This window comes from Pseudomonadota bacterium (assembly GCA_036141575.1).
Taxonomy (GTDB): domain Bacteria; phylum Pseudomonadota; class Alphaproteobacteria; order UBA2136; family JAPKEQ01; genus JAPKEQ01.
Map to the genome: position 1 here is coordinate 25,668 of JAYZXF010000017.1, position 25,583 is coordinate 51,250.

37 protein-coding genes are annotated in these 25,583 nt (G+C 46.1%); 17 read left to right on the top strand and 20 right to left on the bottom strand.

The window, feature by feature from the left end:
* Positions 1 to 18: 18 nt before the first annotated feature.
* Together VX730_07485 and VX730_07490 are read right to left on the bottom strand one after the other, a co-directional pair.
* Positions 19 to 423, bottom strand: coding sequence for a hypothetical protein (locus tag VX730_07485; GenBank protein MEC9292224.1), 405 nt, complete (start codon positions 421 to 423; stop codon positions 19 to 21).
* A gap of 179 nt (positions 424 to 602) precedes the next feature.
* Positions 603 to 986 (bottom strand): hypothetical protein, encoded by a 384-nt coding sequence (locus VX730_07490; GenBank protein MEC9292225.1) that lies wholly within the window; start codon positions 984 to 986, stop codon positions 603 to 605.
* 139 nt (positions 987 to 1,125) lie between these two features.
* Here VX730_07490 and VX730_07495 point away from each other — a divergent pair, with 139 nt between their 5' ends.
* Entirely contained in the window at positions 1,126 to 1,575 is a 450-nt protein-coding gene (locus VX730_07495) for a helix-turn-helix transcriptional regulator (GenBank protein MEC9292226.1), read from the top strand.
* A 42-nt stretch (positions 1,576 to 1,617) separates the two neighbouring features.
* On the opposite strand, the gene VX730_07500 is transcribed toward VX730_07495, so the two are convergent.
* The 4 genes from VX730_07500 to VX730_07515 all read right to left on the bottom strand — a co-directional run bounded on the left by VX730_07500 (position 1,618) and on the right by VX730_07515 (position 3,232).
* Positions 1,618 to 1,911 carry a hypothetical protein gene (locus VX730_07500; GenBank protein MEC9292227.1) on the bottom strand — a complete coding sequence of 98 codons (294 nt, stop codon included), beginning with the start codon at positions 1,909 to 1,911 and terminating at the stop codon, positions 1,618 to 1,620.
* A gap of 23 nt (positions 1,912 to 1,934) precedes the next feature.
* On the bottom strand, positions 1,935 to 2,381 hold the full coding sequence (locus tag VX730_07505; GenBank protein ID MEC9292228.1) for a hypothetical protein: 447 nt from the start codon (positions 2,379 to 2,381) through the stop codon (positions 1,935 to 1,937).
* 62 nt (positions 2,382 to 2,443) lie between these two features.
* Complete coding sequence (locus VX730_07510) at positions 2,444 to 2,596, bottom strand: hypothetical protein (protein MEC9292229.1); 153 nt, start codon at positions 2,594 to 2,596, stop codon at positions 2,444 to 2,446.
* Between the two features lie 24 nt (positions 2,597 to 2,620).
* On the bottom strand, positions 2,621 to 3,232 hold the full coding sequence (locus VX730_07515) for a D-sedoheptulose 7-phosphate isomerase (protein MEC9292230.1): 612 nt from the start codon (positions 3,230 to 3,232) through the stop codon (positions 2,621 to 2,623).
* A gap of 514 nt (positions 3,233 to 3,746) precedes the next feature.
* On the opposite strand from VX730_07515, the gene VX730_07520 reads away from it, so the two are divergent.
* The 5 genes from VX730_07520 to VX730_07540 all read left to right on the top strand — a co-directional run bounded on the left by VX730_07520 (position 3,747) and on the right by VX730_07540 (position 7,596).
* The gene (locus tag VX730_07520; GenBank protein MEC9292231.1) at positions 3,747 to 4,553 is read left to right on the top strand and encodes a hypothetical protein; all 807 of its coding nucleotides are present in this window, start codon (positions 3,747 to 3,749) and stop codon (positions 4,551 to 4,553) included.
* Between the two features lie 130 nt (positions 4,554 to 4,683).
* Positions 4,684 to 4,956 carry a hypothetical protein gene (locus VX730_07525; GenBank protein ID MEC9292232.1) on the top strand — a complete coding sequence of 91 codons (273 nt, stop codon included), beginning with the start codon at positions 4,684 to 4,686 and terminating at the stop codon, positions 4,954 to 4,956.
* 65 nt (positions 4,957 to 5,021) lie between these two features.
* A complete protein-coding gene (locus tag VX730_07530) occupies positions 5,022 to 5,825 on the top strand; it encodes a 3-deoxy-manno-octulosonate cytidylyltransferase (protein ID MEC9292233.1) in 804 nt (267 codons plus the stop codon).
* 108 nt (positions 5,826 to 5,933) lie between these two features.
* Complete coding sequence (locus tag VX730_07535; GenBank protein MEC9292234.1) at positions 5,934 to 6,254, top strand: hypothetical protein; 321 nt, start codon at positions 5,934 to 5,936, stop codon at positions 6,252 to 6,254.
* 52 nt (positions 6,255 to 6,306) lie between these two features.
* Positions 6,307 to 7,596 (top strand): hypothetical protein, encoded by a 1,290-nt coding sequence (locus tag VX730_07540; GenBank protein MEC9292235.1) that lies wholly within the window; start codon positions 6,307 to 6,309, stop codon positions 7,594 to 7,596.
* A 45-nt stretch (positions 7,597 to 7,641) separates the two neighbouring features.
* Here the strand turns inward: VX730_07540 and VX730_07545 are convergent, their stop codons facing one another.
* From VX730_07545 to VX730_07555, 3 genes are all read right to left on the bottom strand, one after another.
* Positions 7,642 to 8,391 (bottom strand): hypothetical protein, encoded by a 750-nt coding sequence (locus tag VX730_07545; protein ID MEC9292236.1) that lies wholly within the window; start codon positions 8,389 to 8,391, stop codon positions 7,642 to 7,644.
* On the bottom strand, positions 8,384 to 8,851 hold the full coding sequence (locus tag VX730_07550; GenBank protein MEC9292237.1) for a hypothetical protein: 468 nt from the start codon (positions 8,849 to 8,851) through the stop codon (positions 8,384 to 8,386). Before VX730_07550 ends, VX730_07545 begins: the two co-directional genes overlap by 8 nt.
* A 130-nt stretch (positions 8,852 to 8,981) precedes the next feature.
* The gene (locus VX730_07555) at positions 8,982 to 9,344 is read right to left on the bottom strand and encodes a hypothetical protein (protein MEC9292238.1); all 363 of its coding nucleotides are present in this window, start codon (positions 9,342 to 9,344) and stop codon (positions 8,982 to 8,984) included.
* 256 nt (positions 9,345 to 9,600) lie between these two features.
* Between VX730_07555 and VX730_07560 the strand changes: the two genes are divergently transcribed.
* Positions 9,601 to 9,918: a hypothetical protein gene (locus VX730_07560; protein ID MEC9292239.1), complete on the top strand. Its 318-nt coding sequence runs from the start codon at positions 9,601 to 9,603 to the stop codon at positions 9,916 to 9,918.
* 184 nt (positions 9,919 to 10,102) lie between these two features.
* Here VX730_07560 and VX730_07565 read toward each other — a convergent pair whose 3' ends face one another.
* The 4 genes from VX730_07565 to VX730_07580 all read right to left on the bottom strand — a co-directional run bounded on the left by VX730_07565 (position 10,103) and on the right by VX730_07580 (position 13,414).
* Positions 10,103 to 12,466 carry a LamG-like jellyroll fold domain-containing protein gene (locus VX730_07565; GenBank protein ID MEC9292240.1) on the bottom strand — a complete coding sequence of 788 codons (2,364 nt, stop codon included), beginning with the start codon at positions 12,464 to 12,466 and terminating at the stop codon, positions 10,103 to 10,105.
* A gap of 79 nt (positions 12,467 to 12,545) precedes the next feature.
* A complete protein-coding gene (locus VX730_07570) occupies positions 12,546 to 12,821 on the bottom strand; it encodes a hypothetical protein (protein MEC9292241.1) in 276 nt (91 codons plus the stop codon).
* A 4-nt stretch (positions 12,822 to 12,825) separates the two neighbouring features.
* Positions 12,826 to 13,113: a hypothetical protein gene (locus VX730_07575; protein ID MEC9292242.1), complete on the bottom strand. Its 288-nt coding sequence runs from the start codon at positions 13,111 to 13,113 to the stop codon at positions 12,826 to 12,828.
* A gap of 1 nt (position 13,114) precedes the next feature.
* Entirely contained in the window at positions 13,115 to 13,414 is a 300-nt protein-coding gene (locus VX730_07580) for a hypothetical protein (GenBank protein MEC9292243.1), read from the bottom strand.
* Between the two features lie 182 nt (positions 13,415 to 13,596).
* On the opposite strand from VX730_07580, the gene VX730_07585 reads away from it, so the two are divergent.
* Entirely contained in the window at positions 13,597 to 13,794 is a 198-nt protein-coding gene (locus tag VX730_07585) for a hypothetical protein (GenBank protein MEC9292244.1), read from the top strand.
* A 41-nt stretch (positions 13,795 to 13,835) separates the two neighbouring features.
* Here VX730_07585 and VX730_07590 read toward each other — a convergent pair whose 3' ends face one another.
* The 3 genes from VX730_07590 to VX730_07600 form a co-directional block, all read right to left on the bottom strand.
* Complete coding sequence (locus VX730_07590; protein MEC9292245.1) at positions 13,836 to 14,102, bottom strand: hypothetical protein; 267 nt, start codon at positions 14,100 to 14,102, stop codon at positions 13,836 to 13,838.
* Positions 14,103 to 14,231: 129 nt separating this feature from the next.
* Positions 14,232 to 14,816: a hypothetical protein gene (locus VX730_07595; GenBank protein ID MEC9292246.1), complete on the bottom strand. Its 585-nt coding sequence runs from the start codon at positions 14,814 to 14,816 to the stop codon at positions 14,232 to 14,234.
* 455 nt (positions 14,817 to 15,271) lie between these two features.
* Entirely contained in the window at positions 15,272 to 15,829 is a 558-nt protein-coding gene (locus VX730_07600) for a hypothetical protein (protein MEC9292247.1), read from the bottom strand.
* A gap of 141 nt (positions 15,830 to 15,970) precedes the next feature.
* Here VX730_07600 and VX730_07605 point away from each other — a divergent pair, with 141 nt between their 5' ends.
* A complete protein-coding gene (locus VX730_07605) occupies positions 15,971 to 16,945 on the top strand; it encodes a methyl-accepting chemotaxis protein (protein MEC9292248.1) in 975 nt (324 codons plus the stop codon).
* Entirely contained in the window at positions 16,942 to 17,562 is a 621-nt protein-coding gene (locus VX730_07610; protein MEC9292249.1) for a histidine phosphatase family protein, read from the top strand. Before VX730_07605 ends, VX730_07610 begins: the two co-directional genes overlap by 4 nt.
* 47 nt (positions 17,563 to 17,609) lie before the next feature.
* On the opposite strand, the gene VX730_07615 is transcribed toward VX730_07610, so the two are convergent.
* Complete coding sequence (locus VX730_07615; protein MEC9292250.1) at positions 17,610 to 18,005, bottom strand: hypothetical protein; 396 nt, start codon at positions 18,003 to 18,005, stop codon at positions 17,610 to 17,612.
* Between the two features lie 175 nt (positions 18,006 to 18,180).
* Between VX730_07615 and VX730_07620 the strand changes: the two genes are divergently transcribed.
* Positions 18,181 to 18,882, top strand: coding sequence for a hypothetical protein (locus tag VX730_07620; protein MEC9292251.1), 702 nt, complete (start codon positions 18,181 to 18,183; stop codon positions 18,880 to 18,882).
* A gap of 38 nt (positions 18,883 to 18,920) precedes the next feature.
* On the opposite strand, the gene VX730_07625 is transcribed toward VX730_07620, so the two are convergent.
* Complete coding sequence (locus tag VX730_07625; protein ID MEC9292252.1) at positions 18,921 to 19,352, bottom strand: hypothetical protein; 432 nt, start codon at positions 19,350 to 19,352, stop codon at positions 18,921 to 18,923.
* Positions 19,353 to 19,383: 31 nt separating this feature from the next.
* On the opposite strand from VX730_07625, the gene VX730_07630 reads away from it, so the two are divergent.
* The 3 genes from VX730_07630 to VX730_07640 all read left to right on the top strand — a co-directional run bounded on the left by VX730_07630 (position 19,384) and on the right by VX730_07640 (position 20,878).
* The gene (locus VX730_07630; GenBank protein MEC9292253.1) at positions 19,384 to 19,548 is read left to right on the top strand and encodes a hypothetical protein; all 165 of its coding nucleotides are present in this window, start codon (positions 19,384 to 19,386) and stop codon (positions 19,546 to 19,548) included.
* Between the two features lie 496 nt (positions 19,549 to 20,044).
* Complete coding sequence (locus VX730_07635) at positions 20,045 to 20,680, top strand: hypothetical protein (protein MEC9292254.1); 636 nt, start codon at positions 20,045 to 20,047, stop codon at positions 20,678 to 20,680.
* A gap of 15 nt (positions 20,681 to 20,695) precedes the next feature.
* Positions 20,696 to 20,878 (top strand): hypothetical protein, encoded by a 183-nt coding sequence (locus VX730_07640; protein ID MEC9292255.1) that lies wholly within the window; start codon positions 20,696 to 20,698, stop codon positions 20,876 to 20,878.
* Between the two features lie 67 nt (positions 20,879 to 20,945).
* Here VX730_07640 and VX730_07645 read toward each other — a convergent pair whose 3' ends face one another.
* Positions 20,946 to 21,326, bottom strand: coding sequence for a hypothetical protein (locus VX730_07645; GenBank protein ID MEC9292256.1), 381 nt, complete (start codon positions 21,324 to 21,326; stop codon positions 20,946 to 20,948).
* A gap of 135 nt (positions 21,327 to 21,461) precedes the next feature.
* Complete coding sequence (locus VX730_07650) at positions 21,462 to 22,520, bottom strand: hypothetical protein (GenBank protein ID MEC9292257.1); 1,059 nt, start codon at positions 22,518 to 22,520, stop codon at positions 21,462 to 21,464.
* Positions 22,521 to 22,694: 174 nt separating this feature from the next.
* Here VX730_07650 and VX730_07655 point away from each other — a divergent pair, with 174 nt between their 5' ends.
* From VX730_07655 to VX730_07665, 3 genes are all read left to right on the top strand, one after another.
* On the top strand, positions 22,695 to 23,669 hold the full coding sequence (locus tag VX730_07655) for a hypothetical protein (protein MEC9292258.1): 975 nt from the start codon (positions 22,695 to 22,697) through the stop codon (positions 23,667 to 23,669).
* A 768-nt stretch (positions 23,670 to 24,437) separates the two neighbouring features.
* Positions 24,438 to 24,944, top strand: a complete 507-nt coding sequence (locus VX730_07660) for a hypothetical protein (protein ID MEC9292259.1) — start codon at positions 24,438 to 24,440, stop codon at positions 24,942 to 24,944.
* A gap of 127 nt (positions 24,945 to 25,071) precedes the next feature.
* Complete coding sequence (locus VX730_07665) at positions 25,072 to 25,578, top strand: hypothetical protein (GenBank protein MEC9292260.1); 507 nt, start codon at positions 25,072 to 25,074, stop codon at positions 25,576 to 25,578.
* The last annotated feature ends 5 nt before the right edge of the window (positions 25,579 to 25,583 follow it).

The following is a 25,583-nucleotide window of genomic DNA, read 5'->3' on the forward strand; positions in this document are numbered from 1 at the left end:
AAGAGAAGAGAAGGGCGCCTAGGCGTCCTCTTCTTCGGCGGAAGATCTGGTTTGCTTGAAGCCCATTACGGCAAAGTAAACAACCAAAAGAATGGATGTTGCAAACCAAAGGGTCATGGGTAGTGCGAGAACCAGACAGAGACTCTTCAGGATCAGCAATGACGTATTCGGAAGGATGCCCAACTTGACAATGATGGGGAATTTTTCCAGAAAACGTGTGATTTTGACACTGTATTTTGCCATGATTCCGTGAATGAGCAAGGCGTTGAACGCGAGAGCCAGTGGATGCTGGAGCAGCGCAATTGCCATGCTTTGCGGAAAGAAGGCGCCTGAAATAACCACGGTCACAACAACCACTGTGAACAGAATGAGGATCAGTCGTCCACGGTGCTTGAGCCGGTTGTAGGCAAGGGTATATGCCATGCAAACGCCCATAAACCCAAGAATGTTGAGGGCTGCGGAAAAGGTAAGCAAGCTTAGCCAAGTCCAGACCTCGAGTATGTACTCCCACATAGGGAACCTCTTGAGCTAGAAAAGAGAAGAGAAAGATATTTGTATCAGGACAGTATACATTTTTTGCTTCAGAAGGCAAGTGCATGGGCTTATTCCTTCTCTTTAATTTCAAAATCATGCAAATGACACAAAAGATGTGTGTGGGGTGTCTGTGCGATATCTTGCAAATTTAAAATATTTAGCACATTGCTTTTTCTTGATGATTCAAGGTTTCTAACCATGTAAGCCTTGCTTTGCGGATAGCTCACCCACCATGAGCAGGTGTTATTTATGGCCTGTCCGATATATGTAAGGCCTGTAAAGAAACTGAGGGATTCTGCGGTCCATGAGAGATCGTCAGGGGCAGAAAGGGCAGGCTTCTCCTGAAAAGAAGCGAAATTCAGAGAAAAATCTTGCCTGTTTACTAACATATTTTGTATTCTAAACACATATTTTGTTGCTATGCCCCTTGTAAGAGCGACCAATAATAACAATATGTGTGTATAAAGCGCTAAAGTGTGTGTATTTGCAACGGAAATATTTTTCGTGTGCAGGGTTCACACTTTAGGATTTGAAGTTAAGTTGTTTAATTTCAATGGTTTGTGCTTATGCATAATTATGGAATTTTTTGAGATGCAAACACCAGAACAATCAATTACAGCCAGACTGAAGGCACTGAGAACCTCACTTGGACTGACCCAAGCGCAAATGGCTGCACGCCTTGGTTATAGAAGCTATAGAAGTTGGCAAGAGTTTGAGAGCGGCAATAGAACCCCCACATTTGATGTGCTTGAAGCATTGTTTAAAAATGGCTTTAGTGTGGATTGGATTCTATGCGGGCAGGGGCCAATGCTGAGTGCGGATAGAGGTGTAGGCATTGATCATCAACTTCTTGTAGATGCACTGCGTGATGTGAAGGAAGAGACTGTTGTGCAGAAGGTGTCTCTTTCACCTGAAAAAGAAGCAGATATTGTGGCAGAAATTTATATGGATGCCCTTGAAGAGCAAGCCAGCGCGGCACCTGAAGCGCCACTCGAAGTGAACCACCAAAATGTGGTGCGCTTTGTAAGGTTTAGTAAATAGCAAAAAACCCCGCAACTGCGGGGTTTTTTAGGGTCGATTGAGTTAGCGCGCGGCTTTGTAAAAGCTTACAAAGGCTTGGTAGTCTTTGCTGGCTTTCAGCTTTTGGCGCACTTCGCTCGACAGAGTCTGGTCATCTTTGAACTTCTGAAACAGAGCATAACCACGCACAACAGAGCGTTGCTTGTCTTGGTTCATGAGGTCAAAAAGGGCCAGCATATCTCTGGTTTCGTTTGCATTAAAGTGAGGCGCATCTTTGATGTCCTGTTTAAACGCAGCGATACGCTCGGCGTACCGGTCGCAGCGGCTGCAATTATTGGGATCGCAATTGTCACCCATTGGATACCTCCGTTGGAAAGAGTTTAGAAGTGTGTGTGCGGATCATTCGGATCCCACGGTTCGTATGTGGGCAAGTTTTGCCGTACCAATGGCTTGAGAAATGCTTCCATATCTTGGAGCATGATGTAATCCTCTTGCCAAGCTTGTAGCATAGCTCTGTTGCGCAAAGCAGCAGGCTTACTTTTGAGTTCTGAAAGCATGCCGATTGCAGCAGTGGCCTCATAGTTGAGGAATGACAGAACAGCATCAATATGCTTACCAGGAAACAGCGTTTGGCACATAGCAATAGGCGTGCCTTGTGCTTTTTTGTAGCGTTGATATGACCCTGACATATTACGGATCATGAGGGGGAAAGACGCGTCGCCATCCAGCTTTTGTAGGCGATAGATGGGAAAGGCGCGATTTAGATTTTCGAGCTCGCGGCGTGCATCATCATTGAGTCCATCGGCAGAGCGAGGGAGTTGTGACATGAAGGGAACCTCCACAGAAAACGTTAGGGAAAGATTGGTATTCGTATCCCTTATGTTACCTGTTAAAGGTTAAGCAGTGCAAGTCCTAAAAGAAGAGTGATACAAACCACCGGAATGATAATAAAGTTCATCACCAGTTTTTTGTCTTCTGATTTAAAGAGCCCCCAAGAGAGCTCTTTTTTCAAATCTGTATCTTTTTTGTTTTTATTATTCAAAAGAATAGTCCTTATAGAAGGGGGTTATTTTGCGTAGCCCATTTTGCTTTCAACAAGAGAGCACATCATGTGTAGTGCAGTTGTGTGCGTTTCTTGAATGTGCATCGTTGTTTTATCTTCAACGTGGAAAGCAATGTCAGAAGTATCGCGAACGATCCCACCGTTTTTACCCGTCAGGCCAATCACAGTGATGCCTTTCTTCTTGGCAGCTTCAATGGCTTTCACAACGTTCGGGCTTGTGCCACTTGTAGAGATTGCAAACAGAACATCACCCTTGTTACCAAGGCCTTCAATCTGGCGGCTGAACACAAAGTCGTAACCGTAGTCGTTACCACAAGCTGTCACAGCACTTGTATCTGTGTTAAGGGCAATTGCAGGAAGAGAAGGGCGGTCATCTACAAAACGAATCACGAACTCAGCGCTAAAGTGTTGCGCGTCAGCGGCGCTACCACCGTTACCACAGAACATAAGCTTGTTGCCGTTTTCAAAGGCAGCAACACAAGCGTCAGCCATAGCTTCAATTGTGTCTGTGTTGTTCTTAATCGTTGTTTCTACAGTCTCTAGGTGGTTGCCTAGCATTTGTAGAATACGTCTTTCGTAAATAGACGTAACTTGAGCGGTATTTGTTGCAGTCATGTTGAGACCTTATCCTTATTACCCGTTTAAATCAGAAAAGTAGTATACAGTTTTTTCCTTGTCTGTAAACAGCTTATTTGGAGTGTATCAAAGGAAGTTGATTTTTTCTCATAAAAAGTGAATTTTATGCCTTGAAAATGGCATCTTGAATCACCATACCTTTATATACGGACACTGTGTGTACCGTTTTACCGTGAAATTCCTCTTGTGAAGGGGGAACAAGGGTTAGAATCCAGAACTCGTGAGTGCATTTCCTCCCGATTCGCACGAACTAGAGTTCGGATGACCCGCAGGGGTGCTTTAGTAGAAGGCGCGTTGCCTCCTCCTCCCTGTGACGTGACTCCTAAAGCACCCCTGAGGGGAAGAGATTTTTCAAGATCCCTCCCTGAACTAGGCCTCCCTTCGGGGAGGCCTTTTTTTATGTCCGGCCCTTGACTGAGACCAGATACATCCCATACCCTGTTTATATATCGTAATCTATGTTCGTCCCATTTTTCCCTGAAAGGAGACTGTTATGGCTGTTGTAAAAGCAGCTCAAGACACTTTGGCGATTGTGGCTGCAGAGAGTGTTGCCCGCTACCGGGTTGTGCTTCATTCCTATATGCAGGGGCGCATCTTTGTAGATGCTCCCAAGACGCATGTGGAAATTCGTATGGCCACGTATGCACTGAACCGTTATATCGCTTTTGGTGGTGACCCTAAGCTGTTTGTTGATGTCATCAGCAACGGCCAAGGCGTGAAAATTGTGCGTAAAGCTGCAAAGCATAACAAGAAAGCGCATGCTGAAAACTTGGAGCGTTTGGGTTCTTTGCCTGAACCTTCTTTTGATGCAGAGGCAACACTTGCAGGGCTCATTGCTTACTATGAACTCATCGAAGAGTTCTGTGCTGAGCTGTTTACTGGTATTGTCAGTGAGTCTCTCTCAAACTTGCAAGATGATGCACAAAATGCTGTTGAAAAAGCGCAAGAAAGCATGGTGGCAGCGTTCAAGCAAGATGCAACACCGTGTTTGGAGAGCTATGAAGTCTGTGAGCAAGACGCTCAGGTTGCCATCACAGCGTTGAAGCAAGTTGCAGGTCGCCTGAAAGACGGTGAAGTGCCAACACGTGAGTATCCTTTGTCTGAAGAGCGTTGGGCACAAGCCGAAGAAATGGCCAGCCAAATGCAAGACATGTATGGTCAGTACCACAAGCAACTACGTGGCGGTGATGCCAGTGAATATAGCAAACCGCGTTTGGAGGCTCTGCGGAGCTTCTGCTTTATGTTGGTGGCTTTGTTCAATGTGCGTAAAGTGCACCCTGGTGCATCTACCAAAAGCTAACAAGCTGAATCGAAATAAGAAAGCCGCCCTACGGGGCGGTTTTCATTTGACGGGAAAGGGTGGTTTGTATACGTTGTGGGTGTTCTTACATCTGTTCTTCTTTTTTCTCATCAACTTGCGAGGTCTTGCTATGCAGACGATTGATTACCTGATGATCTTCACAAACACTTTCCTGTACGCTCTGTTTGCCTATATGAGCTGGCAGCTCTGGCACACCAAAGTGTCTGAGGTGATGATGCACATTCTGCGTATCACATGCCTTTTCGGCTACGCAATGCTCGGTTATATCTTTTGGGATATGTCTTTCCAGCAGTTTGGCGCAGCAACGGCTATTATCCCGCTGGCCCTAACATTGCCTGTTACGATGATGTACCACAAGTTTGTGCATCCGCACATGGTGTAAATCGATTTTGAACCATCCCCAACTCGGGGGTGGTTTTTTTGTGGGGTAGGGGGTATGATGGCGCCATGACACAAAATATCGCTATTATTATCCCTGCACGCTTTGGCTCTACAAGGCTACCAGGTAAGCCTCTTAAACTCATTGCGGGCCAGAGCATGCTCTCTCGCGTAATTGATATCGCAACAGATGCAGCGGAAGGTCTCTCTCATGTACAGGTTGCTGTGGCAACAGACCATGAAGATATTATCGCCCATGCTGAAGCTTGTGGCGCTGAAGCGATTATGACAGATGATACCTGCAAAACAGGAAGTGACCGCGTACTCCAAGCGGCCCTCAAAATGAAGGTACAGCCTGATATTGTTATTAACTTACAAGGTGATGCACCGTTTACACCAGCTGACTTTGTGCGTAGCGTGATTGATGTTTTCCGTGATAACCCAGAAGCTGACGTGGCAACGCCTGTTGTAAACCTTACTTGGGACGCACTGGATAACCTGCGTGAACAGAAAAAGACCACACCTTACAGCGGTACAACATGTGTAATGGGCAAAAACGGCAAAGCCAAATGGTTCAGTAAGCACATTATTCCAGCCATCCGTAAGGAAGAAAAACTCCGCGTAAATACCGAATTTAGCCCCGTGTATCGTCATATTGGCTTGTACGGGTACCGTTTAGACGCCCTTAAAAAGTTTGTGACCCTTCCTGAGGGGCACTTTGAAGCCCTAGAAGGTCTAGAGCAACTCCGCTTTCTTGAGAATGACATTGAGATTTACACAACAACGGTAGATTACGAAGGCCGCCCCGCTATGAACGGTGTGGATAGCCCTGAAGATCTTGCACGTGCAGAGGCTTTACTTAAATCCGCTTAAGGGTTGTAAAAGGCTCTATCATCCCTATAATCCAGATATAACCAGAAAGGGCGATCTTTGCTCTTTCTTTATCTGTGTTTACTTTTCCCTAAACGAAGGAGATGTTCTATGAGCTTGTTTGTTTATAGTTCGTTCAAATGGATGAATGATCCGCAGGTGGATTTTGATGCGATCAAAACCGCTGATGCTGCTGAATTTACAGGTGCTTTGCTGGGGGCTTTTGTCGCTCAGCATCATCCGTACAAAACAGCAATTGAGTTGCCTTACCAGTTCCCTTTTGCCGAGGCTTTGGCAAAAGGCGTTGTTGGCTGGCTGTCCAAGTATGGTGATTCCAATGAGCAATATGGTGTTGGTATGTGGGAAAAAGATGTTCCCACTTTCCAAGCCGCCGCACGCGATAAAAACTTTTTGGCCCTGCCTAAAAGTTAAGGGGAAGGGCTTCTGCCCTTTCCATCCTTCTCTTACTCTCACGAGGTTCTAAATGTTGAAAGACCGACTCCAAGTCACCACTGATGCAAGTGACTCCACCCCCGTTCAAGTTTCCATTGGAGACTTGAGCACACCTGAAAAGGCGCGCGCTGCTGGCGTGCGTACGGCCAAGAAATTGGCCCAAAAGACCGGCAAGTATGCTCTGTGCATGTCCCCAAAGGCCAAAAATGTGCATGAATTTGCCATTGGGTTTGGCCAAGGTGTTCCTGCATTTTCCATGAAATCTGATGCAGCCGTGATAACGGTCAGCGTGCCAGATGCGCATGTGGACGTGTTCCAAGCCGCAGCGCTTGGCATTGCAAAAGCGCGTCAGTTGGTAGTTGCTCCGGCAAATATTGCGACGCCAAGCGGCATTGCCAATCAAATTGAACGCGTCACTCAAGGCAACTCTGCCTTTAGCAGACGCGGCTACCATCTACAGAAGAACAACTTCACCGAGGTGATTGGCCGCAGCAGTGAAAACACGCCGCAGCTGGTGACAGTGCTTTACAAAGGCAATGATGACTCTGACGAGCTTGACCTAGGTCTGGCTTTTAAGGGCTGTACGTTTGACTCTGGCGGCATGAACATGAAACCTTCCGCATCTGTTTCCAAGATGAAGAAGGACATGGGCGCAGCTGCTTTGGGTGTTGGCCTGTTGAAATGGCTGAGCATTGCAAAGCCGAAGGTGAACGTTGTACTGGGTTTCAGCATGGCTGAAAACGCAGTGAGCTCCACCGCCATGCGGACGGGTGACATTTACCCGTTCAAAGGCAAGAGCGTTGAAATCACCAACACTGATGCCGAGGGCCGTTTGCTTTTGGCGGATGCCATGCTGGCCATGTCCACGCAGTATCCAGAGGCACCGAATGCATTGATTGCACTGGGTACTCTGACGGCGCTGGGTAAATCCGTGTTTGGCGGTAGCCGTATCCCGCTGTGGGCTGGCGCAGGTGACTGTGACAGCGCAACAGAGTTTGCTGGTGACACCAGCGGTGACCTTGTTTGGTCGCTGCCGTTGGATGATCTGTTCTATAAGAACATCCAAAGCTCGCAGATTGCTGACTATGTCAACAGTGTGTCGGGCAAGGGTGCAGCCAGTGGTGTTGCGGCGGTGTTCCTGCATGAAATGGCCAAACTTTGCTACGGTGAAGAGATTGACTTCAGTATGCTGGATATCTCCAGCTCTGCCATGGGCGGCGACGGCGTGTGTAACTACGCTGGTGAAGCTGTTCACCCGCAAGATGCATCTGGCGCATGCCTGAATCTTTTGATTCACCGCATTCTTCAGGATGCTGCATAAACGAAAAAAATACCCCGCCGTTTGGCGGGGTATTTTTTTATCGATTTAGCTGAGAGGTACTAAGTGGATAATGCTTTCAAGCATTTCACGTGTGGTGTCATCAGGGCTGCTAGACATGGCGTCATGCAAGCCTTTGTAAAACTTGCCCAGTTCTTCTTGGTGCTCTTTGTTCATGAGCGTTTCCAAAAAGTCCGCGGTCTCCTTGGTGGGAGCGGGGCCAACATGTTTGGCATCCTTGTTACGGGAGGCTTCAATGCGCAGGCCGCCAATGGCGCTGTTTTGGTTTACGTAGAAGGTTTGCCCATCCAGCTCAAAGCTGACAGTTTTGCTGTCGCCAGCTGTTTTGTAAGCATGGTCCAAAGCCATCATGGTGCGCATTACGCCTTCTTGGCTCAAAATGCGTTCAGGGATGGTAATGGCTTCTGCCTCGGGCGGGTAGGGTTCAGCCTCTTGTGCGGCGGCATCTTTACGCATGCCGTCGTACAGAGATTTGACAACCTGCTGAGACGACGACGGGCCAACAAATGCCACTTGGCCGTTGCCGTTCGTGTATTCCATAACAGATTGGATGGTGTTGGTTTTGTACGAAACAAAGAACACGCAGCCTTTGTACGTAAACCAGAAGATGCTGCCAGAGATGGCTGCTTGTGCCTTGGTGAGAGCATAGTCAAGCCGCAGCTTAAGCAAATCTTCCGGTGCAGTTTCATCTGTCAGGCTGACATCAAACAGCGGGCAATTGCTGTCAGGTGCGGATGCGTCTTCCAGATGAAAAAGTTGAATGGGAATATCAAGCATGTGAAGTTCCTTGGGAGCGTGGCGCAGGATTGAAAATGGAATGCTCGGCGAGCGTTTCAATCATGCGAATGGATGTTGCCTCTGCACAGGACTGCCGGTTGTTATAGGCATGTGAGAGGTGGTGAAGGTAGGTGTTTTGAGCCCTTTCATTATATGAAGGGTAAGGGCCAATGGCGCGCAGCGTATTGCCAGCGCTGTCACCTTGCAGGTATTCAGCCATGAGCTTGTCAGGTGTGCTGTCCTCTTTCAGTACAAAAGTGGTGCCGAAAAAAGTAAAGCAGCAGTAGTGGACAAAGTCAGCGTCTTGGCTGTTGCAGGTTTGGGCGTCAAGGGATGCATAAATTAGCCTCCCTTTGAGCTCTTCATGGTAGCGCATGCGCGCCTCATGAGTTTCAGGGAAGGGTTTATCTTCAGGGGTGTAGCAGAGATCTGCGAACACATAGAAGAGAGGTTTATGCATAGACTGGACATACCTGTAGTTAGGGAAACAAGGGAAGAAAGGTTGTATATATGCATAGTTATATAGGAGAGTTTATTTTAGATGCAACAAAAACACCCCAAATGAGGGGTGTTTTTTGATGAAGCTTTGGTTAGTCCGCGAGACTAAACTCTTGGCTTAGACCTTCTTCATGGTCCATATCTGCAAATTGCTCTGCGCGTTCCATTGTCATGGTTTGTCGTGCATCATCGCGCAAAGCTTCAAAGTCTGGAGAGTCATTAATTTGGAGTTCACCTTGTGTAAGGTACTCTTCAGCAATGTCATAATTTTTTTGATCGAGTGCAGGATCTGCACCTCTATCAAATTCTGAGCGGTCGTCTTCTAGGCAGAGCATATCTACGCCGTCTTCTCTTTGGAAGTACATTGTACCGTCTACATCTCTAGAAACAGCGCCACCTTTTTCAGCGAAATCTTCTAGGTATTGCTCAATGTCATTATGTTTATTTAAATCCATGGTTACCCTCCATGTGACAGTTTGAATTGTCACCACATTTAACTTATCCCTGTTAACCACTTTTGTGGTCCCTATGCTTTGTATGGGGGTGGCTTCAAGCGTTTTCAAGTGGGGGATGACAAAAAAATGACAGGTAAGGGTGTCAGCAAGGTTGAAGTGTCATTAATGCGATGAACTATAGATGTGTATACAGTGCCGTTTAATAAATATAAAACTTGCTAAATGAGATAAAAAAATAGAGAAGAGGAAAGCGAAAATGTCAGCCCATGTATTACCCTTTACAGATGATTTAGAGACTTTGCCGTATCAGGCGTTTCTAAAACTATCTAGGCCAGATGATAGTTATCTGTTGTTTGAATGTGACCATGAAAACTTAACAGTAGATATTATGTTAATCAACGCGTCACGTGCAGAAGAGATGATGGATTCAATGAGTTGCATGCTCAGTACCGCAGATGCCATTGCACTGCTGCGAACCGCAAAGCACCAAGACTACCTGCTTGAGATTGTAGAAAGTCCTGATCACCACTTTGAGGCGGTGCCAGAAGCGCTCAGCCAGCTTGGTGCTTGGTAGAAAAAAATAAGAGAACTGCCTTTTTGTAATTTTGCTCGCTTATGTATTATCAATACACTGCGCTTACAATTTAGCAAAAATTCAGTACTTATTTTTTCCTAAAGGTGTTTTTCATATGCCAATATTCAACATTTATTATAAATAACAAAAGCCCCCAAATAGGGGGCTTTTACTTGAGTATGTCTTATGGTGCAGAGGTTCTAAAGTTAGAACCATCAACAGATGATGTTGTATCCATACGGTAAAGCTCCGTCACTTCAGCATCACCAAGGGCGCGATCATAAAAACGTACCTCTCTGATGTAGTAGTCATTGGTTGTAGGCTGTCCAAGCTCTCCGATGCGGACAGGGAGGTCATTCCTATGGGTAATGCCAGCTTCAACGCGGTCAACCCAACCAGAGGCATTCACCGAAGCCCGGTAAGTTGTGCCATCATACGTACCTGTGATCAGGTTCATCTGCCCAGCTGCAAACGTACCATTTGCTGTTATGGCAGTTCTTTGCGCGCCGCCTGTTTGAACACCCCATGTACCAAATATTAGACGTCCTGCTCCATTCACAAATAAGTTCCATGAGTTAGGGTTGGCACCAGCGTTCCAATTGTTTGAAACATGGTCATACCAGTTTACAAGGTTAGGCTGTTCAACCCATGTCATAATTGTCATATCTGACGTTGGTAGGTGGCTGGCATCATCAATTGAAATATGATCATTTTGAGCATCAAGTTGTAGACATTCAGAACCACCACAGGCTTCTACATCTGCTGCGGAAAGCCCGCCAGCGAGTGTGTTCGCATCCCCTGAAACACGGTCATAAGCAGCACTGCTAATCCATGAGCTGCTCAGCACGTGATGACTTACAAGTCCATCATGTATTGGCGCACCATAATAAATTTGAGGGTTAATGCCAATGTTCGGTGCGTCTTCATCAGCACCTGTGGCTTGGCCCCACCAGTTGTTTTGTGCGCTCAGTGTACGGCCATCATACTCAATGGCAAGGTCTTCCATGGTGTTACCAGCCAGGGTGTTGAGACCAAGTGAATTTTGAGATCCACCACCAAGGTCCACATCAAAAGTGCTGCCCGTATCATCATAAATGGCAATTCCGTGCTGGGTGTTTCCTGCTGCAACTGTGCCTTCAATTTTTACAGAGGCCGCACCATCATTCAGGCCGTGTACGTAAATACCATGCCTATTGCCTGAAACAGTGACGTTTTCAATTTCTACATTTTGTGCACTGGCGCCAGCACCATCTGCTTCGACCAAAATACCGTCACGTGTTGCGCCTGTTACGTTTAGGCCTGAGACACGTACATTATCAGCACTAATGGTAATCCCGTCGCTATTGGCGTTCATGTTTGTAAGAGTAGGGGCTACCGTTGCAGCAATAAGAACATTGCTGTTTGGTGTAAAGCCATTTTCTGTGCTGTAAATATCTGCATTAAAGGTTAGGTCTGAGCCTGCACCAATCAGTTGGAGGCCAGCAAGGTCGAGTGTAATGCCTTGGTTTTGACCTGCGGTCCCTGCACCTGTGTGTACATAAATAATGGTATGTGCTGAGGCTGCTGCTCTGGCATCTGCAAGCGTGTTAAATGGAGTTTCAACACTCCCATCACCACCTGCTGCGGCTGTGTTATCTACATGAAGAATTTCCTGCGCTGTACCTGTTTGGTCATTAATAAGGGCTGTTGCCACGCCACTCTCAATAACGGTTGTACCTGCGACAATGTCAATATCACGCTCAGGACTATCATCTAGGCGTGCGTAGAGGCCTTTACTGCGGTAGCTCTGTTTGTTTTTGAATGGAAAGCGCAAAGTCGCCTCAAGAAAACCTTGATCACCGCGCTGGTCATCTTTTTGGTAAATGGTGCCAATTTGGAAGTCTGGGGTAATGGCAAGCTCTGTACGAGTACGCCATCCCGCTGTTTTTTCTGCGTTGGCACTATCAAAGTAGTACAGGCCACCATATACACGGAAGCTATCAGTATTCTTTCTGATCCAGTCAGATTTGTAACCAAGCTCGTAACCAGCTTCAATATCAAGACCATATTGTGGCTCTTCTTGAATGAGACCAGGCGTATTAACACTGATGCCTGTACCAGCAAGCTGCGCGCCTGAAGATGTGCTTGTGACATGCCTTTGCTTTTTAGAAAAAGGCACGTAAGCGTTCATGCGGTAGTCCATAGACTCAGTCAACCATTCAGCGCCAAGTGTCATCTGCATAAAGTTAGAGCCAAGGTTGGTTTGACGGCGGTCAAGCCATGCATGTGCGCCTGCAACTCCTTTACCAAGGCCGTTGCAGCAGGTGATTTGCCTATAACCAATACCTGCGTTGAACTCACTGTTGTTCTTATCATCATCCATGAGGCGAATATCACCATAAACAACACGGTCGCCCGACTGTTGCAGCGGCACCCAAAACTCATTAAGGAGAATAGAGCGTTCATTACCGGCTTGCCAACTTACATCCGCACGTGGTTCCAGTGCGTCTTCAGCATAGAGATGGGCACTTGCCAGGATAGTAGATGTCAAAAGTAAAAATGTACGCATGGCGGCTATTATAGATTAAAGGTTGTAAAAGAAAACAAAAAAAGCCCCCTATTTTGGGGGCTTTTTATATCGTTCGATTTTACTGTCGTTTGTGTGCGGCAGCGCATGTGCCAAGCACAAATGCAAGCGGTGCTGACATAGCAATACCGAACGTGACAAGGAAGGTGATGCCTTGAATCAGCGCATAGGCACAGACCACGACACCAGCAAGAGACAGAATACCTGTTGTTTTGATTTGGCCTTTCATGGCTGCCGTTGCTTCTGTGATGTCTCCTTCAGAAACCGTCAGAAATACAAAGCCAGCAACAAATGCCATGATCACAGGGATAAGACCAAAAGCCACCAGAGGTCCCATAGTTTTAGCTGGCAACTGTGAGGCAATTGGTGTTTTTCAGGGCCACGGTGTAAAAGGACACCACAGCCAGAATAACCGCAGGAAGTAGCATCCAGAAAGATTCTGTCGCTATGATGGCACCGCAAATGAGAACGCCAACACTGCCAGCAGCAACTGTGCCATAAAGGCTAAATTTGTTGGCGATGCGTACTTGGCTGCTCAAATGGCGCATGGGGCGCTCAAGGGCAGTTGTAGCGTAACCACTGATACCAGAAAGAACAGCAATCATCACGAAGAGGAAGGGGGCAAGCATATTATTTCTCCTTGCTGAGGTGGAAGTTATAAACGTGCCGAAAGTTAAAGACGGCAACGCCGAGAGCAATAATGCTAAACAGCACAAAAGAGCCAACGGATAGGGTGAAGAGTGCTACGGGGAATTTAAATCCAAGCCAGACAAAAACAGCAATAAGTGCCGGATTTGCTACGTAATCCATCAAAGGGTTGGAGGAAGCTTTTTCAGGTTTAATGTTATAGATGAGCTCTGCCAGCAATGCGCTGATGAGATAAGCTGCACCTACGTACATCATCCCAAAAAGGATGAGAAGATAGATCATCTGTCGTCCTTTCAAAATTAGGGGAAAAGAGAAAAAGATTTGATCTGTATACATGTATAAGAAGTTTTGCGGAAAGAGGCAATAAAAAAGTGCTTGAAAAGCTTGTATCTTTTTAAGAAAGCCTATACCTAAGAGTGGATTCATATCTATGTCATTTTTCATAGCCTAGAGAGGTAAACGCTATGTCTTTGTGCCAACGTGTGAAAACTGCCATTTGCGGCCCTGACAAAACGAAGAGCAAGCCGCAAGGCCCAAAGCCAGGTGATCCCGGCTATAACCGCTATGACCACTGCGATCCGCTGACGCGCTCCTATGACAAAAACGTGCACGGCATTGACGTGAACAAAACCGATGATGAGCGTGCAGCACAGATGTACTGACACGAAAAAGAAAGCCCCCGCATGTGCGGGGGCTTTTCAGTTTAATCGATGGAGTCGTTCATCTCAGCGCGTTTGCGGCCAAAAATAAACGCCGCAATAGAGCACAAAGCAGCAGCGCCAGCATGAGGCATAGACATGCTTGCTGTAAAGAGCATTAGGACAATACAAAATGCGCCAATTAGGGCAAATGTAATGTGGTGCTGCTTTTCCATCTCAGGGCTGTACTCATTGTAAATACTCGGAACATAACTCATTGAGCCACAGGCAAGGGCCAGAACAACAATGAGTATCGTTAGGGCAGTCAACATTCGGGGCCTTTCAGATAGTTAGGAAAATAGGAAAAGTTAAAAAGATAAAATGCGTAGGAGGTTTTAGCGGAAGAGAGCCCGTTATGCAACAAAAAACATCCCCCGTTGGGGAGATGTTTTTATTTCGTGTTATGCGGTGCTGGATGAGGGCAGAATTTCCGGTTTGGGGAGCTTCTCGACATCGTCCACTTTGGTGACTCTCTCAAACGGTGAGAGAAATTGCACCTCAATAGCACGGGCTGCACCTTCTGTCATATCCTTTTGCAAGGTGATGGTGGGCATACCGCGACGCTTTTTGAAGTTGCTGATTTTTGAACCAGCTTGCCGTGCCGTTGCGTGAGGGCCAAACATGCCTTTGCCAATCAGCTCTTTGCTGAAGAAGCTAAAGTCAATGGCCTGCATGGCATCAACAAAGTTGTTGTTGCTGGGCGTGCTTTGGTGCAGTTCCAGTTTTCTCAACGTTTCTGCAATGCGCGTAATATCGATATCCATAAAGGCGGCGATACTCTCGATATAGGCAACTTGGCGTGCTCGGTCTGGAATATTACTTCCACCCAGCCACTGATAGAACACGTCATTATCGACGTTAAAATAGGCGGCAAACATTTCTGGCGACCAGTTGGTGTTTTGAACCAGAACCTGCAGCGTATTGGAGAAAAGAGTCTTTTCTTCCATGAACCCTTTGAGGGTATAGATGATTTGATGAATGCGCATAGGCTTTACTCATTTAAAAAAGAAAGGGATAACAGATCAGTTTGTCCCTTTTTTATAAAGATTTATAGGGTTTTGCAAGGGTTTTTCGGTTTTAAAAAAGTATCTGCTGAAGAACTAGGCAAAATTGTGAGCCCTTTACTGTGTCTAAAGGCAGATGTTTGGCCCAAATAAATGCCGCAGGCCGTTCCTTTAAGGGCAATGCAGCCACGTATAGGGGAAGAGACATGCCATATGGTTTGAATGGCTTCTGTAAAAGAGCGTGTATGTGTCTGATGAGCAAAGTAGGTAATGGCACTACGCTTAGAGTGATACTTGCCTTTATGCTCTAAGTAGGAATCCGTACCATACAGAGCATCTTGTATATGGCAAGCAAAGAGGAAGCAATCACTTGTACCCCATATAAACGGAAGGGTTCTATACTGTTCTAAAACCTCCCATGCCTGTACGTTCATATATTACGCACGGCCCCATAGGATGGTCTTCTCTGTGGCTTGGGCCACAAAGGCAAAGCCTTCATCAGCGGGAAATCGTGTTTTTTGACTTTCTGCATTAAAGCGCAGGGTACGTGGACGGCTCCAGTCAACAAGCCTGTTCTCTGCGGTAAGAGTCAAAATAGCTTGTTCCCCTAGGGTAAGGGTATGGGTATCAAGCCTGCCTCTAAAAATCAGGTGCGGGGTATCAACCAATGTACGGTTCTCATCTAAGTAGCCAATCCATACATGAACGGGTCTACCTTGGTGGGGCGCATGCATAGCTTGAGAGAGAAGGGTAGGGTCAATCCCTGCAAGGGTCATGGTAAGCCCTGAGGCGGCAAGGTCACCTTGTTCTTCAATACCACTGATACTGCCAAGCTGCCCTACACCGGTAAAGGTCTCTCCATGAAAGCTAAGGGTGCCTGTATCGCTATGGGCGTAAACAGGGTTGTCTGTATAGTCAATTTTCACAAAGATAACAGGGTGTACTGTTTTGCCTGATGTGGCTGCGGCATTATAGCTAGAGAGTGCGCGTGTCATAAGGGAGCCCTTCTTTAAGGTTTAGGGAGAGTATAGGAGGGGGAACATAAGGTGCGAAGAGGGGGGATACTTATTGGAAAAAATCACAGACTCCGCTACACTGCCCCTACGCCTATAAAAATATAAAAAGCGAAAACCCATATGAAACCCAAAAAAGCTTCTCCTAAAGTTCTTCTGATGTTTGCCTCTGTTGGTGTCCTAATGACCCAGTTCTGGACCATTACGATGCTACATCCTGAAGTGATGAATGAGTCAACGCTCGCCTTTATGGCTGCTTTTGTTGTGAGTGTTTGTATGTTGGTTATGCTACTGCCTTTTACCACGCAGGAAGAAGAGAAGCCGCATTTGTCTGATGAGAGTCTAAGTTATATCCCATCAGATGAGCCGATGATGCATGAGGCGTTTTATGAAGATTTTTACAACCTTTCTGAAAAGTTTAAGCAAGGCTTTATGAAGATAGACACATTGAAGAAAGAGCTTGATACACTCTTCCCAATGGTAAAAGGGCTTATGGATGAGCAAAAGGATTCTAAAGAAGCTTTTGGGAAGGTGAAGTTCTCATCTCAAGGGGTGCTTCATCTGGCAAAGAAGAATGCAAAAGCCACACGTGAAGCCCAAGGCGTTATGACACAAATGGAAGAAGCGCTCACACAGATTGTAAGCGCCAATACTATGATTGGTGATATTGCCAGCAAAACAAACCTGCTTGCTCTTAACGCAAGTATTGAGGCTGCCCGTGCAGGAGACGCTGGTGTTGGCTTTAGTGTGGTTGCGGATGAGATTAAAAAGCTCTCGTCTATGACAGCAAAAGCGACTGGCGAAATTCAAAACAGTGTGAAGTCTGTGACGGAAGTTAACAATGAAAGCCAAAAATCTCTGCAAAGTATGGGGCAAAATATGCGTGATGTGGTAGAACACACCGAGCAGCTCAATACGCTTATGCCAGAAGAAACAGACGAGACCGTTTCAACAGAAGGTATTGTGGCAGAGCTTAAAGTGATTAAAAAAGCGGTGGATAAGCTCCGCATAGTCTCAGAAGAGATGCAGGGCTATCAAACGCAAATGGAAGGCGTGCTCGCCAGAGCCGCCAAGCAAGAACAAGGATTAGCAGCATGACAACATTGGTTGTGATTCGCCACGGAAATACATTTGAAGCAGGGGAAGAGCCACGCCGCGTTGGCGCGCGCACAGATATGCCCCTTACAGAAACAGGCCAACAGCAGGCAGAAAAGCTTGGTGTAATGTTAAAAGAAAAAGGTCTGTCTCCAAACTGGGTTGTAAGTGGCCCGTTGCAACGCACCATTCAAACGGCGCACATTGCAACAGAAGCGGCGGGTACGTCATCTTTTCCAGATGTAGAAGAGTTTCTGCGTGAGATTGATTACGGTAAGGATGAAAACCAGCCTGAGAGCGTCGTTGTCTCTCGTCTTGGTGAAGAGGCCATTGAGAAGTGGGAGAAAGAAGCGCTTGTTCCTGATGGGTGGAACCTTGATATTGGAGGGGTCATTGACGGGTGGAATGATCTTGCTGATCGTGCAATTGAACACCATAAAGGTGGCGTGGTTTGGGCTGTAACAAGTAACGGTATTGCGCGCTTTGCCCCGCATGTAACAGGTGACTTTAACCGCTTTGCAAGTGAGCACGGTTTAAAGTTAAAAACAGGCGCTTGCGGCATTCTTAAATGTAATGAGCATGGCCAGTGGCACGTGGAATCTTGGAACCTACGCGGTTAACATCTCATTAAAAAAAAGCCCCTCAAGTGAGGGGCTTTTTTAATCGATTAATCTTCGTCTTTGGTGTCAAACGCGCTGCCCCAGCCATAGCCATAGAACGCCGTAAACAGGTTGACGGCACCTATGGTTACCAGCATGTAAAGCAGGCTTTGACCCATAACCAGCCAGGCGCCAAAAGGCAGGCCTACGCAGAAAAGAGCGGTGAAAAAGATTGTTGAGACATAGTAACCAGAAGGGTCACGCCACTCTTTTTTCGGATCCTTGTCATAAAACATGCGCCAATAGGCGTCTAGGTTCATCCAAAACGAGTAGAACGTCGTTACGGCCAAAATTGCAATGAACAGGGCAAACTGTGAGAGCAAAATCATGAATGCGATGACCGCAATCACATGAATAGGAGTGTGTTTGCCAAGGGTAAGAAAGGGTTTTGCTTTGGTTTTCATAAGATAGAGCTCCAGAAAGTGAAAAGAAAAACAGGATATGAATTGCCCTGAAGGTATGCAAAGCTGATTTTTCTGTCAACTCTAAACGCTTGAAATGTGTTGTAAGAGGTGAGGCCTTCCTGTAAGTTGAAGGTATACATCATCTTTTCTTCTGTTTTTTATGGAGATTACTCACATGCGACGCTTTTTAAAGAGCGTTTTGAATGCTTGTGGCATCTGGATACTCTTCTTGATTGTTGGAGGTGTCTTTTGGGGCTTTTTTAGCCTAGATACTTTGAAACTGCCATTTTGGGAGTTGCAAGAAGGGGCATATCTACCAGATATTGCTGGTGTTCTCTACGCTGTTCTACTCAGTTTGTTTGCTGTTGTTTTCCGTTTCTTCTACTGGATTGTTGAGCCGAAGGAAAACGGCAATCGTGAAAGAGTGAAAGCGCAAGAAGTCATCATGTTTTATGGCATTGGCGGCGTGTTGCTTTTATTGTTTGCTGTAAAGATTGCCCTGCACAGCCAGCCTGACGCGATTTATTTGCGCTACTTGATGGTAGGGGCGCCTGTTGTAAGTTTTATTTTTGCGAGTGTGGCGTTGAAAAAGCCCATTCAAACATCTTGGCAAAATCAGGCTTATGCGAATAGGCGTGCTTATACACGTATAGCGCTGCTGCAGACAGGTATAGATTCCGACGCAGTCGTCGCTTACATGAAACAAAAGCACTCTTATGAGACGCTGGGCCAGGTGTTGAACCTCATTGATTCTTTGAACTACACACGCTCCAGAGTGGGGCAGTTGGAAGAAGAGTTGGTGGCAACACAGAAAAGCCTAGATGGCGCCCGCGACAGCGAACAGAAACTGTTTGCCAGTTTGCAAGGTGCGCTTTAATCGAAATGAAACACCCCGCATAATGCGGGGTGTTTTCTTTATGTCCAGTCTTTATCCCAACGGGCAAGCTCAGTTGGAGACCTGAGAGGTTTGTATGGATTGGCCATTTTATAGCGTTCAATGAGTTCAATCATGTCATGTTTTTCAAAAGTGGCTTCACGGTATTCTGTTTCGCGGTATCCGTCTTCGCTAGCGGCTTGTTCATGGAGCGTTACAAAGAGTGTGCCTGAATCTTCTTTCATGCTGAAGGTGGCCTTATGAGACATCTCGTCTTTCCAAGTACTGCTAACTTCTGTGAGCTTCTTTTGCTTTTTAAGTGCGCGCTCAAGTTCAGCAAGAGAAAGATCAACAGCTTTTACCATACCATTATCATTGTGTAGCTCTAGCGTAAGATAGCGATCAGCGTACATCTCTGAGTTCTTCAGCTTTAAAATGCCGCTTTTTGATGTCAATTCAAATGTTGTGTGCATGTGGATTTCCTCCCCTGGTATAAAACCCTTAATGATTTATGTGATTGATAAAAAAGGGGAGGCTGACATTGCTTTGGTGCTTGCTCTCAGCCTCGTATTTGGAAATTTTTTTATTCTTTGCTTTACGCTCTCGCTTTTTTCATTCGCTGCGCTACTTCAAAAAGACGATAGCCCGCAAAGTAGTATCATGGTTTAAAACTTTCATTTTCAAAAGCATTGCTCCGCTCTGCTTTTAATTGTTTTAAACCGCTCAAAACGCCTGAACGTTTTGGGTCGCATTCGCTCCCGCTCTATAAGGATAAAACCTCGGCTATGTCTTCATGCTTCGCGAGCAATTAGCGAGCCGGCGCTTAAGGGCGCCGAGCGGTGGGGCGCAATGTAATGTGACGCCCGAACGAAGTGAGGCGCCCCGCCAAGATATAAAGAAAACAGGCATTGGTAGAAACAGTGTTTATGTATGGGGCACATTCTTAACCTGCCCGCTGTCAGACAAATCTAAGTTGCATTTCTATGTCCCCCTATAAACAGATAGGGTAACAGGGAAAATAGGGATAATAATAGGTAAAATGGTTCCGACACTCAGCTATAAAGGATTAAAACGGAAGCTGCACGAAAGCAGCCAAGACTCCGTATACTTTATTGATATACGTCATTTGATTTTGAAAGATGATCATCCGTCTAATCCATCACTCATGAAACTCCACATGCGTATGGGGCCTGTGGCGCAGCGCATTCTTGATGAAATGATTAAGTTGAGAAAAAGCTACCATATCTACTTTAATGAAACAGATAACCTGCACGCCTCAGCGCAGCAGTGTATTGTTGAAGCTCCAGCACTTGATATTGAAGATACGCTTATTTCGCTTGGCGTAGAGCTACAAGAGATTGACGGCTCAGATTACATGTATGTGAAGAAGATGCACATGGTGAATATTGCACCTGTACGCGGTATTTTCTTTAATACAGATACAACAATTGAAGTTGAGACGATTGATAAGAATACGCACACGTATGAGGCAGGACAGCATACGCTTCTGATTCAACGTGATGGTATGCTTGATATACGAGACTTAAGTCGTCCGGCAGAGTTTAAATCGACCAGGTTCCTTATTCATGGGGATCCAATCACAACGCACCTTGGTGGGTGTGTGCAGGTGAGCTATCACGAGTTCAGTAGTGTAAATGTTATGGGCGATCTTCTACCATGCGGTATGAGTACTTATGGTGATTTGATTCCGCTGGCTGGGCCAAATCCACGTACGTTTGCTTGCCCAACCATGAATGAACTACAACGTATTTTACAAGACTTAAATGCTAAGGCAGCCTAGAGGAGAGGGGAAGATATGACAGATGTAAAAACAAAAGCAGATATTGATACCTCGACAGTTGAAGGCTTTATTAAGCTTTCAGAACATCTAGAAATACAGAGGGAAAAGAGACTCGCTATTCAAGCTCGCAAAGAGGCGCAAGCCGAGCAAAACGTGGTTCCAATGGAACAAGAAGAAGATAAAAGCCATGAGAGGTAGGCTATTTTCTCCTACATAAAAAATCCCCCACTCAAACCGTGGGGGATTTTTTTTATCGATTTATGGTCTAGACGATGATGCTTGGACCAGTAGAAGACTTGTCTGGAACAAACTGTTTGCCATCAAATGTTTCATTCAGGTGAAATGTGACATTTAGTTCATAGCCATGATGCTCGTAGAGCCGAATGCATACGTTCAGCTCCTTAGCACGTGCTTGAAGGAGTGCCCATGCCTTAGAGTTTTCAACCAGATCTTTTGTGAGGAGAAGGTTCTTCAACCATTGGCCTTCTTCCAGAAGGTTGTGGCCTTTGTACGTTTGACCTTCATCAGCCATGCCAGAGAAGATATCTTCCAGCTGCGGAATCAGTTCACGAATTTTTTCTTCGAGAGTGGCCAAGTTTTTGGATTGTGCTGCGTCGCGAAGTTTATCGCCAAATGGTTTGTCCATTGTGGTGCTCCATGTCAGAAAACATAAAAAGAGATGTGATATATATTTGGTATACGTCTTGGCGCAGGCTCTGTCAAACTCTTACAAGAAAGTAAAAATCCCCCGCACAGTGCAGGGGATTTGAATGGCGTTTTTTTAGCGGCCAAAGTCACTAGCCATGTCAGGCTCTTCAAGGCTATCTAGGTCGTAGCCTCGCTCTTGTAGCTTGGCTTTTACATCGTCTAGAAACTCTTGCTCGCGGGCATGCATTTCTGCAGCATCAGGTTGGTGCTGTTCAAGAACCTCTTGAAGTCTCGCCATTTCCTCTTTTTCAGCTTCATCTAGGCCACGTGGCTCTTCGTCCCAGTACCCTTCAGGGTCTTTCTCATAAAGGTCTCGTTCATCTTGGATGGCTTTGAGGTCCATGTACTCAATATCTGCATCTTGAAAATCTGTATTGTTAGACCAGTAACGTTTGTAATGGTTACTGCGGTTTACACCAGCTTCAAAAGAGTCCATAGCGGCTTGGAGCGCTGGTACCTCTCGGTTGGAAAGATCAGGCTCTTCGTTGCCACGCATAGGGTCTACATCGTAATAATCTGCAACAGCGCGGCGGATCTCTGCTTCATAATCACGCAGTTCAGCTTTTTCTACCTCGTCTAGAGGTGGGTGAGAGTCATCTTCAGCGCTCATTGGCTGGTAATTGGCACGCAGGCTGAGCTCTTCGTAGCGGTCAGTGGCACCGCCAAGGGCACCGCGTATAATCTCTTGTCGTTTTTCTGGAGAAAGCTCTTCAACATCTCTATCTCCAAGGCCGTTTGTTTCATCGGCAAAGTCAAACCCTTCATTACGCTCTTCAAGAACGTAGACCATGTTTTGTGTCACATCCTCTAGAAGGTTTTGATACGCAGGGTCATTCTCACGTACGTCTCTTGGCAGGCAGCAAAGATCACGCACGGCATCAAACTGTCTATCAGTCATGCTATCTGCAACAAGCTCATCAAATGCAGGCGTGCTGCGTTCTGCTGGATTGTCTTCAAAATATTTATCGCCCTCATAGTCATCGTTTGGTGTATGAGGTTCCTCATCACGGCTTGGGCCAGACATGTTTGTTGAATGAATCAATTTACCAGATTGTGTAGATGTTGGACCGTGGCCAACAAATAGATTGTCTTCATTAAGCAGCTCGTGCTGAATGTTTTGATCCTGTGACATGACGTGGTTTATCTCCCTATTTACCATGAATAATAAAGATATGGTTATGGGGGGCGTCAGTTTCAAGCGTGAGCCTAGAAAAATGTATCAATAAGAAGAACATAGCCCATAAATTGAGCATGTTTCAGTGCCTTAACACTTGCTTTTACTTGTGAAGGAGGACAAAATATATATATGACAACTGCAAAACATATCTCTTTTGAAGAACTCACTGAAATTTTAGCTGATCCATTTGAATGCTTATTTTACCGCCATGCGGCGCATGTGGTGCATATGATGGATGACCCTGAAATGGAACAAGACCTCCTTATTACAATGCTAGATAGCAGCTACAGCGACATCCTTGAGGATGCGTTTACGCTTGCTAAGGCAGAAGTAGAGGTAGCGCAAGAGCAAGAAGGTGGCCCAATCCAGTTTGCTGGAAATAAAAAGGCCATGCTACAAGCCCTTGAAGATGCCATGGTTGAGTTTACGCCTCTAGCAGAGCACGGTGAGGACTTTTTGCTTCTCACCCAAATGCAGGTGGATGGTGAGCTGTTTTCACTTGGTGAGACACATGTGTACCAAGCAGGTGAGCATCAGACTGTTGAGATTATTGACCATAAAGAAGAATCGCACACGTTTGACCTGCAAAAAGGCAATGTGATTGTAGAAGATAGCGGTGTCTTCTTTGTGTATGACCTATCTGAAATGGGCCAAATTGGTGTAACGGCTATTCTGAGCCAAAACTTTGACCGCAACATCTTTAGTGATATCAGTGACCACCGTATGTTTATGGTGTATGAGCTGCTCGACAGGATTGAGGAGGGCGGGACAACGCTTGAGGTGAGCCTGAACTTTGTACCTGAGGCGGTGATTGAAAACCTTGTACCAGCAGATGTGCTGGGTGAACCGTTGGTTCTACCAGATGAAGAAACGCTCACAACGCCAGAACTTGGCCTCATTGAGCAGCGCCTTCGTACGGTGAACATGGTGACAAACGATACTGAGGTTCTAGAGAACTTCCATACGATGCTGGGCCATCACATTCAGTTTGTGAGCCAGCTTGCAGATCTGAAATGGAAGTACAGCCAAGCTATGGGCGATGAAGGGGACGGCGAAGACATGCCTGAACCAACGCACATGGTTGATAAAACAATGATTCACTAGTTTGGCTTGCTCTCTGTCTTTCATTTTGAAAATCGTAGATTTTACAAAATAAAATCCAACACAAGCTATGGTCTTGGCATAAAGCTTCTTTTGCCTGCCCATCTTTCACAATCTGGGCAGAGCTGTTTTATGCCGTTCAAAAGTTCTTAAACTTTTGGCTTCGTTTCACTGGGCACTCTATGAGGCCGATACCTCTGTTGATTCATATTACTTTGCGAATGCAGTGAGCCGAAAGCGCCAGCGCTTTCGATGCTGCCTCGCAGGGTAAGCCTCACCAGCACGCGGAGCGTGCGGCGGGGCAGCTAAACATACACAAAACAGCCTGTGGCAGGCAGAGTGCTTGTGTGCAGGGCAACACCTTATATGATGGGGAAGGTCAGCGCTTCAGCTATATCTTCATGTTTCGCAGAGCGATAGCGTAGCCGGCGCATAAGAGCGCCGAGCGAAAAGGCACAGTGTAGGGTAGGCTACAGCGTAGCCGTGCCTTTTCAAGATATAAATAAAGCAGTAATTGGCGGCACAGTCCTTATGTACAAGGGACACCCTGAATATATTTAGCCAGTATTATATATTAATACTGGTGATTTCTATTCTGTGGTAAGGATAGGCTTTGTAGGCTTGTTGTATGCTGCCTTGCAGATCCTTTCGCATCTTCTTTTTAAAGGGTTTCCAAAAGTTTAGGGTTTTTATTGCTGTCTAAAAGGAGGGGTGGTATACAGAGGGCAGCAACTCATCTATCTTTCTCGTTTTTACATATAAGGTTTTCCCATGAAAGGACCAAGGTTTACCCTTGCAGGGCTTTTAATTAAGCCCGTTAAATTCCATGTGGATCATCCATTTTGGATGGGGCCATGGACACTTCTGCTTCTGGTGGTATTGGGATTTACACAGGCCTGGCTTGTGTTTATTGGCTATATCATCGGCTATTGGGGTGTACACTACATCACAAGCTATCAAAACTACCATGATCTTTATTATGGTAGCAGCAGCCCTGAAGCCAGTGTTGGTGGAAAGTTTGACCGTCTAGGTTCCCAGTATGGTTGGGGCATTATTGTGGCTGCTGTCTGTTTGATTGCAAGTGCCATTATGACCGGCATCTACTATGATGAAGGGCTGGGTGGAAACGGCTGGACTCTATTGATTCCCCTTGGCGTTATGGCGCTGTATGAGTGGATTATCATTGAGCCCTATGAAAGCCGTCCAACGCTGCTTGAGCGCTTCAAAGAGGCTGTCTACAAAGCTGATGAACAGTGGAATGGCAGTGGCCAAGACTAAGCTGTTTGAATCGATTGAAGAAAGCTCCCTTGTGGAGCTTTCTTTATGTTGACAGGGATGTTTACTTTGTATACATTTATGTTGATTATTCAATCTTTTATCACGTTCTCTAACCCATGAGGTCATCATGAAGGTCAAGACACTGAGTGGGAGCAGCTTTTTGGAGCGGCTCGTAGGTGGCTTTTTTAGCCACCTGAATCTAATTTCTAACTACTGGGTGCTTATGGTGCCAGCTTTTCTGGCAACTGTGGCTGTTGTTGCCGTTTTGGGCCGCCCAATGATTGTGTTTGCATATGCAACTCTATCCATGGGGGTTTGGGCCGGTCGTCGTGTGACGGGCTATGAAAAAACCAAAAAGAACCACAACAAGAGGCAGCCTGAGTATAAGCACTATGAATCTTTATCGTCTTATTACTTGGCGGCTTGCATCTTCTTCTTCCTGTTTTCTGTTCTGGCAACTATTCTGGCCCTGCACCCCGAAGCCATGGTGTTTGCGCCCGTAGTTTTTGTTTTTACGCTGGCATATACATGGATTGTTCTTCCGCCTGAAACGCCGCGTGATTCGCTGATGACCGCTTTACGCAAGTGGATCAATAATCAAGATGAAGCTTGGAACAAGCCGACAGAGGATTGATTCTC